The sequence below is a fragment of the Aminivibrio pyruvatiphilus genome, assembly GCF_004366815.1.
Lineage (GTDB): Bacteria > Synergistota > Synergistia > Synergistales > Aminobacteriaceae > Aminivibrio > Aminivibrio pyruvatiphilus.
This window is the reverse complement of the sequence record NZ_SORI01000055.1, coordinates 1-1,560: the sequence shown is the minus strand read 5'-3', so window position 1 is coordinate 1,560 and position 1,560 is coordinate 1. Positions and strand designations below refer to the sequence as shown.

1 protein-coding gene is annotated in these 1,560 nt (G+C 59.1%); it reads right to left on the bottom strand.

Translation table 11 applies throughout. The features are described 5' to 3' along the window. Positions 1 to 138: 138 nt before the first annotated feature. Positions 139 to 1,545, bottom strand: a complete 1,407-nt coding sequence (locus C8D99_RS15055; RefSeq protein WP_133959321.1) for an IS1182 family transposase — start codon at positions 1,543 to 1,545, stop codon at positions 139 to 141. Positions 1,546 to 1,560: the final 15 nt, after the last annotated feature.

Sequence of the window (1,560 nt, the reverse complement as noted above, 5' to 3'; positions counted from 1 at the left end):
CTAGGAGCCTGTCGGACTGGCCTTCAAAACTCCGTCTCATGAGCTCCATCTGCTCCGGAGTTCATAACTTCCAGGATACGAAAGCGTCATTTTAAACGCTCCGGGGGGAGAAGTTTCACCTCCGGGGCGTTTTCCCTTTTACGATGTCCGAATTATGTGCATTCTCTTCACGTTGTACGCCATGCACACCAATGTCCATTCACCCTTCGCTTTCTTCAGACCACGAAGGAGAAACCGCCTGAAATTCAACACCTCTTTTATGATCCCGAACACCGGCTCGACCACGCCCTTGCGCTTCCCGTACTCCGCTCTTCCACCGGCCGTCTTCAGCCTGGCCTTCATGCGGTCCATGGAGTTGTCCGCAGTTTGTCCGCACTCAGACTCCGTCGAACACGGCGCCTCCTTATTCCGGGAGACAAGCTCCGAATCTCCACCGCATCTTTCAAGTAGCGGAATGTTGTGCTGCTCCCTTCCGATGGAGATCAGCGGTTCGATTCCCCGTTCCACGCAGTACTCCACATTGTGTTTGCTGCAGTATCCCGCGTCGGCCAGCACGGTCTCCGGCGTCGTCAGCCCTTCGGGGTTTCTTTTCATGGCCTCGAGAACGGGTTGAAGCGCCTGCTTGTCGACGGAGGCATGTCCAAGGTCCGTTCCCACTATCAGCCTGCTGGCGTTGTCCACCACAGCCTGCGCGTTGTACCCCTGCTCGAAGCCTCCTCCGGACATGGGCATGATTCGCGATTCCTCGTCGGTGAAGTTCACCTGATCCGTGTCCGCAGGGCCGGCTTTCGGTTCGGCGGGCTTCTTCCCTCCGACCTTCTTCCCGGTCGCTTTTTCCTTCTTCTCCCGGACGGCCATCTTCCCGTCGTACTCTTCCTTTTCCACGCGGTACGTCTCGGCCGCCCGGCGTTCGATCTCCTTCACGGCCTCTTCGATGAGATCGAGACGCTTCTCCCGGCGCTTCAGCTCCGCAGGGACGTCGATCACCGTCCGCTTCTCGTTCCGGTCGGCTTCCTCCGCCATGCGAAGCAGTTCGTCCACTTCATCCCGCAGCTGCTCCCGTATCTTCCGCGCGTGCCTGTAGCTCATGGCCCGATGCTTCGAGGCGTTCGCTTTGACCTTCGTTCCGTCCAGACTGACGCTTCCCACCTGCCTCATTCCCGTTTCCCGCGCCACTTCAAGTATCCGCACGAAGTACTCGCCTATCTCGACAAGAAAACGCAGACGGAATGAGGCTATGGTGTCATGGTCCGGATGGCTGTTCGCCGCTATGTACCGGAAGGCCACGGAGTCGTGGGTGGCCGCCTCGATCTTCCGGCTCGACCTGACTCCGGTGGCGTACCCGTAGAAGAGGAGCGACAGCAGCATTCCCGGGTCGTAGGGCGTAGACCCCCGACCGGCGTACGACGCTCTCAGTGGAGCGAGGTCGAGCTTCGATACGACTTCCACCACGAAGCGGGCAAGGTGGTCTTCGGGAAGCCAGTCCTCAATGGACTGGGGGAGTATGTACGGAGTCGCTCTGTCTACTGTCTGGAATCTGGTCACCATGCTCTTTCGCCG